The organism is Candidatus Desulfofervidus auxilii (assembly GCA_030262725.1).
Lineage (GTDB): Bacteria > Desulfobacterota > Desulfofervidia > Desulfofervidales > Desulfofervidaceae > JAJSZS01.
This window is the reverse complement of record JAJSZS010000020.1, coordinates 21,811-28,848: the sequence shown is the minus strand read 5'-3', so window position 1 is coordinate 28,848 and position 7,038 is coordinate 21,811. Positions and strand designations below refer to the sequence as shown.

5 protein-coding genes and 1 pseudogene are annotated in these 7,038 nt (G+C 31.0%); 1 reads left to right on the top strand and 5 read right to left on the bottom strand.

Features of this window, described 5'->3' with window-relative positions; genetic code table 11:
• Positions 1 to 544: 544 nt before the first annotated feature.
• Positions 545 to 643 (bottom strand): annotated as a pseudogene (locus tag LWW95_09710) (prepilin-type N-terminal cleavage/methylation domain-containing protein).
• Between the two features lie 72 nt (positions 644 to 715).
• Here LWW95_09710 and LWW95_09705 point away from each other — a divergent pair.
• Entirely contained in the window at positions 716 to 982 is a 267-nt protein-coding gene (locus LWW95_09705) for a ComEA family DNA-binding protein (GenBank protein ID MDL1957299.1), read from the top strand.
• 13 nt (positions 983 to 995) lie between these two features.
• On the opposite strand, the gene bamA is transcribed toward LWW95_09705, so the two are convergent.
• The 4 genes from bamA to lysS are packed head-to-tail and all read right to left on the bottom strand — an operon-like array spanning position 996 to position 7,009.
• Positions 996 to 3,611 carry an outer membrane protein assembly factor BamA gene (gene bamA / locus LWW95_09700; protein MDL1957298.1) on the bottom strand — a complete coding sequence of 872 codons (2,616 nt, stop codon included), beginning with the start codon at positions 3,609 to 3,611 and terminating at the stop codon, positions 996 to 998.
• Positions 3,608 to 4,297 (bottom strand): ABC transporter ATP-binding protein, encoded by a 690-nt coding sequence (locus LWW95_09695; protein MDL1957297.1) that lies wholly within the window; start codon positions 4,295 to 4,297, stop codon positions 3,608 to 3,610. The genes bamA and LWW95_09695 overlap by 4 nt, the downstream gene beginning before the upstream one ends.
• Entirely contained in the window at positions 4,290 to 5,534 is a 1,245-nt protein-coding gene (locus LWW95_09690) for a lipoprotein-releasing ABC transporter permease subunit (GenBank protein MDL1957296.1), read from the bottom strand. Before LWW95_09690 ends, LWW95_09695 begins: the two co-directional genes overlap by 8 nt.
• Positions 5,531 to 7,009 carry a lysine--tRNA ligase gene (gene lysS / locus LWW95_09685; GenBank protein MDL1957295.1) on the bottom strand — a complete coding sequence of 493 codons (1,479 nt, stop codon included), beginning with the start codon at positions 7,007 to 7,009 and terminating at the stop codon, positions 5,531 to 5,533. The genes LWW95_09690 and lysS overlap by 4 nt, the downstream gene beginning before the upstream one ends.
• Positions 7,010 to 7,038 lie beyond the last annotated feature (29 nt).

Genomic DNA, 7,038 nt, shown 5'->3' with positions numbered 1-7,038 from the left:
TTTATAGGTTATCCTCCCATCTTTTTCCTAAAAATCCATTACTACCAAGGTGCACAACTTTTTCATGTTATCACACTACCAATCAAAATTCACCTGGAGAGATATTTATGATTTCATTATTTTCATCACTTAATTTATACCCTCCGTTTTTACTATTTTTATTTATATCACCAAGAACCAAAATCCAAAAGTCAATATTATCTGTTACACAGACTACATTTGGATCTCCACTTTGGCAATTTAGAGCATTTTGTAAATTCAAAGGATCTCCTCCATTTGTGCTTCCTATTGTGACATTTCCTGTCCCTGGGTCTTGAGGCCCAATTTCATATGCATAATAAACTTTTCCTGAAGGGAAAAATCCAATGATGCTGAAACCACTATTTTGAGGTGCATTCCAAATAACACTTGGATTTTTTGTTGGATTTTTATTCCCCTGAGGAGCAGCATAGACAAAAGCATCATATTCTTGTGCCCAAGCAAGTTCAGCTGTTTTAATCATACTTATGTTTATTTTTGCCTCAGCTGTGCGGATACGATAAACAAATTGTTTATAATTAGTTAAAGCAATTCCTGCTAAAATGGCTATAATCGCTATTACAATTAACAATTCAATTAAAGTAAATCCTTTATTTTTCAGCATCAAAATTAAAATTACAGCAAAATTTATTCCAAAATAGTTGATATAATTTTTCTAGAATGTTAAAAAATTAATATGAGGTATGTGCTTATAACCTTTACTTTATTCTTTTTTGTGATTAGTTTTGCCTTAATAGGGGCACAACAAAAAATTGATATAAATACTGCTACAATTGAACAGTTAGAAAGTTTACCTGGTATTGGTCCAGTTATTGCAAAACGCATTATAGATTACCGTAAGAAATATGGCCCTTTTAAAAAAATTGAAGACATTATGCAAATTAAGGGTATAGGTAGGAAAAGATTTGAAAAAATAAAGGATTTAATTACAATAAAAAAATAGCAAAATTTGTCAATTAAAAGAATGTGCCAATAGCAAACTCCCAGTTTGAAGTAGATTCATCTGGTGCAGCATTAAGTGCATATCCCCATTCTAGTCGCAATGGCCCCATAGGTGAAAACCATCTAATACCTGCTCCTACACTTTTCTTTAAATTTGTTATATCAAATTTTTGATGAATATCATAAGTATTGCCCATATCAAAAAATATTACACCAATAAGTCGCAATTTTTTTGCAATAGGAAAACGAAACTCAAGATTACAAAGAAACATTTTATTCCCACCAATGCGTTCTCCTGTTTTTGGGTCTCTAGGGCTGATAGTAGCAAAGTCATAACCACGTATAGTATAAGGGCCACCTAAGTAATATTTTTCAAAAAGAGGAAGAATTCCTTTTTTACGTTTTTGAATATAACCCATTTTTGTACGAATAAATCCTACTGTGTCCCAAAAAAGTGGAATAAAAACACTTACTGATCCTTCATAACGAGTAAAAGCACTATCTCCCCCTAAAGGCCCACCAGCAAAATCAATGCTTGCAGTAATAATACTTCCTTTGCTTGGATTAAAAAATCGATTTCTTGTATCTCGACTCCAACTAATGCTAATACTGCTTGTTGTGATTCCAGGGGCAAGTTCTTTTATAAGAAGAGAAGCATATTCTGCAAAATCTGCTGTTTTTGCTTTTTCATAATGATAATTCCAATAAATTCTAGAATAACGAGTAATTGGATAGCTAAATCTAATTTCACCACCATTACTTTCTTTTGTATAATCTATGTACTCTGTATCCCATTTAAATGCTTGGAAGCCTACAGAGAGATTTGTGTCAAAAAAGTAAGGCTCGGTAAAATCAAATGTATATCTTTGGGTAATACTTCCCAAATAGCCTCTTAAAGTTACTGATTGTCCTCGTCCAAATAGATTGCGTTGAGTGATATCTGCCATAAGTATAAATTTTTCTACTGAACTATAACCAGCACCAATGGAAAAAGAACCAGTTGGTTGTTCTTTTACTTTGATCTTCAAATTAAGTTCATTAAGTTCTTCCCCTTTCTCTGTTTCTACTTGTATATCTTCAAAATAACCAAGACGATGTAAGCTTTCAATACTTCTTTCTAATTTCTCCTTATTAAATGTTTCTCCTTCAGTAATCCATAATTCTCTTCTTATTACCTTATCTCTAGTTTTAGTATTTCCTTCAAATTCTATTCTTCCTATATAAACTTTTGGCCCCTTTTTAATATTATAAGTGATATTCACAGTTTGATTTTCAGGACGAATTTTAATATCTGGTTCAATCTCTGCATATGCAAATCCATAATTTGCATATACATCAGAAAGAGCAAATATATCTTTTTGCAATTTTTCTTGATTGTAAATATCACCTTTTTTAAGTTTTAAATATTTTTTTAACTTAGTTTCTGTTTCAATTAATTCTCCACTAAAAGAAATCTGACCAACTCTATATTGTTTTCCTTCTTCAATAGGTATAATAATATAAATCTCTCTTCCTTTGTGTTTAATTTGTGGTTCACCTATTTTGGCATTGATGTAACCATGATTATAATAAAAATTGATGATTCTATTGACATCATGTTCAAGCTCTTCTCGCTTCAACTTTCCTGAGCCAGTAATAAAAGAAAAAAACCATTTTTCTTTATTTTTCATTAATTTTTTCAAAGTTTTATCTTTAAAGGCTTTATTACCTTTAAAAATAATTTTTTTAATATAAGCTTTTTCGCCTTCCTGAATTTTAAATATTACTTTTACTTCTTGTTCTGTAATAGGTTCAATTTCATAATTTATTTGCGCATCAAAATATGCTTCTTTTTGATATAAAAGTTTTATTTGTTCTATTGATTTTGTTAATAAATCTTCTTTTAAAATAGTATTTGGTTTTAAAACAATAACTTCTTGAATATTTTCTTCTTTGATAGCTTTGTTTCCTTGTATAATAATTCTTTTTATTAAAGGTTTTTCTGTAAGAATGAATTTTACTACTTTTCCCTGAGGTAAGTCTTCTACTTCTACTTTAATATCTCTAAAAAAACCCAATTTAAAAATAGATTTTATATCCTCTCTTATTGTTCTTGGATTAAATAAATCACCTTCTTTTGTTTTCATTACTGCTAAAATAGCATCTTTATCTACTCCTTTATGTCCTAAAATTTCCAAACGCACAATCTTTTCTTTTTTAAATAGCTTAAATATAATTTCTTTTACTATATCATTTAAGACCAAATCTATTGCTTCAATAGAATAGATTTCTTTATATATAGAAATAGGTGGTCTTATACCTCCTGTTTCAATGATTGTGATATCAAAGCTAATTCTTTCACCTAAAAAAGTTAAGCTTCCCCAAATAATATAATCAATTCCCCATGTTTCTCCAATTTTTCTTGCCTTTTCTAAACTAACTGGCGGTTTTTCTGCCCAAGAGATAATTTGGATTTTATCACTAGGTAATTTTTTTTCTAATTTTTTTGCTATTTCAATACCTAAATTTTTCATATTTTTTGGAGCATAAATAATAAAAGGAGCTACACTTACCTCTAATTTTTCTTTTCCTAAAGCTTTAAATGAAAAAAACAAAATTATAAAAAGAATAAAAATCAAATATCGCCTCACTTAAGTTCTCTCCTTTTAAACTGTCCGTCTGTCAATTCATAACAAATAGGAAATAAGGCTGCGAATCTCAGGTTATGTGTAGCTACTATCAAAGTGATTCTCTTTTTTTGATAAAGAGAAAAAAGAAGCATTTGTACCTTTTTGGCTGTCATTTCATCTAAATTGCCAGTAGGTTCATCAGCTAAAACTATTTCTGGTTCAAGCATAAGGGCACGAGCAATAGCTACTCGCTGCTGTTCTCCTCCAGATAGTTCTCCTGGTCGATGATGAGCTTTCTCAGTCAAAACTACTTCTTCTAATAATTCATTTGCTCTTTTCTTTGCTTTTTCTTTAGACCAACCTGCTATTAAAGCAGGTAACATAAGATTTTCTAAAGCAGTAAATTCTGGTAATAAATAATGAAATTGAAAAACAAAACCTATTTTTTGATTTCGAAATCTTGCTAATTCTTTTGGTGAAAGATTGAATATGTCTTTTCCATAATAAAGCACAGTGCCTTTTGTAGGTCTTTCTAATGCTCCTAAAATATGTAAAAAAGTAGATTTACCTACTCCAGAAGCTCCAATTATTGCTATGGCTTCACCAGTATGAATATTTAAATTTATACCTTTTAACACATCTATACGTTCTCCTTTGAAGAAAAAGGATTTCCATAATTCTTTTATTTCCAAAATGATTTTACTCATATCTTATAGCCTCTACTGGGTCAAGTCGAGCTGCCTGCCTTGCAGGGTAAATAGTGGAAAGAAAACTTAAGATGATAGCTCCAATAGCTATAATTAATACTTCATTAGGTTGCACAGTGATAGGTAAAGTGGAAATATAATAAATATCTTCTGGTAAATGAATAAGAGGATAACGTTTAAGAAATAAACATAAACTTATACCAGTAAAAACACCTAAAAAGGTACCTATTAATCCAATAAGTAAGCCTTGATAAATAAATATTTTTTTTATATTTCCTTCAGTAGCACCCATAGCTTTTAAAATAGCAATTTCTTTGGTTTTTTCCATGACCATCATAATTAGACTGCTGCTGATATTTAAAGCAGCTACTCCTATGATCAAAGTGAGGATAATAAACATAGCCAATTTCTCTAATTTCAATGCTGAAAAAAGACTTTTATTCATATCTATCCAATTTTTTGTCCATAGAGGAAATCCTAGTCTTTTTTCAAGAAAATCAGCTACTTCACGAGCCTTAAAGATCTCTTTAATCTTTACTTCAAGACCTGTAACTGCATTTCCTAATCCCAAAAATTGTTGAGCATCTTTTAATGAAGTAAAGATTAAAGAAGCATCATACTCATATAATCCAGATACAAATATACCTCCAATATAAAAACGCTTTATTTTTGGTAATTGTCCCATAGGTGTAATACGAGCAAAAGGAGAGATAAGGATAACAATATCACCTACCCATACACCTAATTTTTTTGCCAATTCCTGCCCCATGATTAAACAGGGAAGTTTTTCTCCATTTAAAGATTTTCCTTCTTTAAGGATAGAAAGATTACCAGCTTTTAAAATATGAGGTAAATTACTTACTTTCCCTATTCTCTCAGGATCTATACCTCTCAAGATAGCCCCTGAGACAGAATAAGAAGTATTTATCATGACTTGACCATAGACAAAAGGAGCTACACCCAAAATTCCTTTTTCCTTTTCTACTTTTTTCATAATCTTTTCATAATTAAAAAGAGGGCCTTTAAAGTTAAAGATAAAAATGTGAGCATTTAATCCAAGAATACGATTGCGAACTTCCTTTTCAAAACCAGACATTACTGAAAGCACAATAATAAGAGCCATTACTCCTACCATTACACCAAAGATAGAAATTATAGTAATAGCAGAGATAAATTTTTGTCTTCTTTTTGCCCTTAAATATTTAAGGGCAATAAAAAGTTCATAAGGAGTCTTCATGCTTTTTCTGGTCGTAAATGAGGAAACAAAATCACATCCCGGACACAAGGTGCATCAGTTAAAACCATTACTAACCGGTCAATACCTATACCCTCACCTGCAGCTGGTGGCATGCCATACTCTAGGGCAACAATATAATCTTCATCAATACGATGAGCCTCTTCATCACCGGCTTCCCGTTGCGCCATTTGAGCAAAAAAGCGTTCACGTTGTTCATCTGGATCATTTAATTCTGAAAAACCATTTGCTATTTCTTTTCCAGCAATGAATAACTCAAATCTATCTACTATTTCTGGTCTTTCATCATTACGACGAGCAAGAGGAGATACCTCTACAGGATAGCCAGTGACAAATGTAGGTTGAATAAGCTTTGGTTCTACTAACTTTTCAAATAATTTAGCTAATGCCTTTCCTACTCCTTCAGTTGGTCTAAGTTTTGCTCCCATATCTTTGGCATAAGAAATAGTTTTCTCAGGATTATTTAAAATTTCTTCTGGAATTTTTCCTATTTCCTTTAAACTTTCAAAAAAATCCATAATCTGCCAAGGGGGCGTTAAATCAATGGGATGCCCTTGATATACAATCTTCTTTGTGCCAAGAACAGCTTCTGCTAATTCTGAAATTAATTCCTCTGTAAGTTTCATAAGGTCATTATAAGTAGCATAGGCTTGATAAAATTCTAGCATAGTAAACTCTGGATTATGATCAATATCTATTCCTTCATTTCTAAAGTTTCGATTCAATTCAAATACCTTTTCAAATCCACCTACTAATAAACGTTTTAAATAAAGTTCAGGAGCAATACGTAAATAAAGTGTAATCCCTAAGGCGTGATGATAAGTTTCAAAAGGTCTAGCTAAAGCCCCACCTGGTATAAGTTGCATCATAGGTGTTTCTACTTCTAAGAAACCTTTTTTATGAAAAAATTCTCGAATAAAATCTATAATTTTTGTGCGTTTTAAAAATCTTTCTCTTACTTCTGTATTAACTATTAAATCTAAATAACGTTGTCTATATCTAATCTCTATATCTTTTAAACCATGATACTTTTCTGGTAGTGGTCTTAAGGCTTTAGTAAGTAATTCGAATTTCTCTACTAAGAGAGTAAGTTCTCCTGTTTTAGTTCGAAAAAGCCTTCCTTCAAGACCAACAATATCGCCAATATCTAAGAGTTTAAAAATTTCATAGTTTTCCTTTCCCAAAATATTTTGTTTAAAATAGGCTTGAAGTCGACCACTAGCATCTTGAAAGTGAATAAAACTAGCCTTCCCAAAACTCCGTATAGCCATGATGCGACCAGCTAATCGAAATCTATCAGATAACTCTTCAAGGGCTTTATTATCTTTTTGACCATATATTTTAATAATTTCTTGAATCTGATGTGTGGGTTTAAAATCATTAGGATAAGATTTGATTCCTTTTTCTAAAAGTTTCTTTATTTTTGCCCGACGATGCTCAATTAATGTTTCTTCCATTTTGTCCCTCCAATTTTAAACAACAAAAA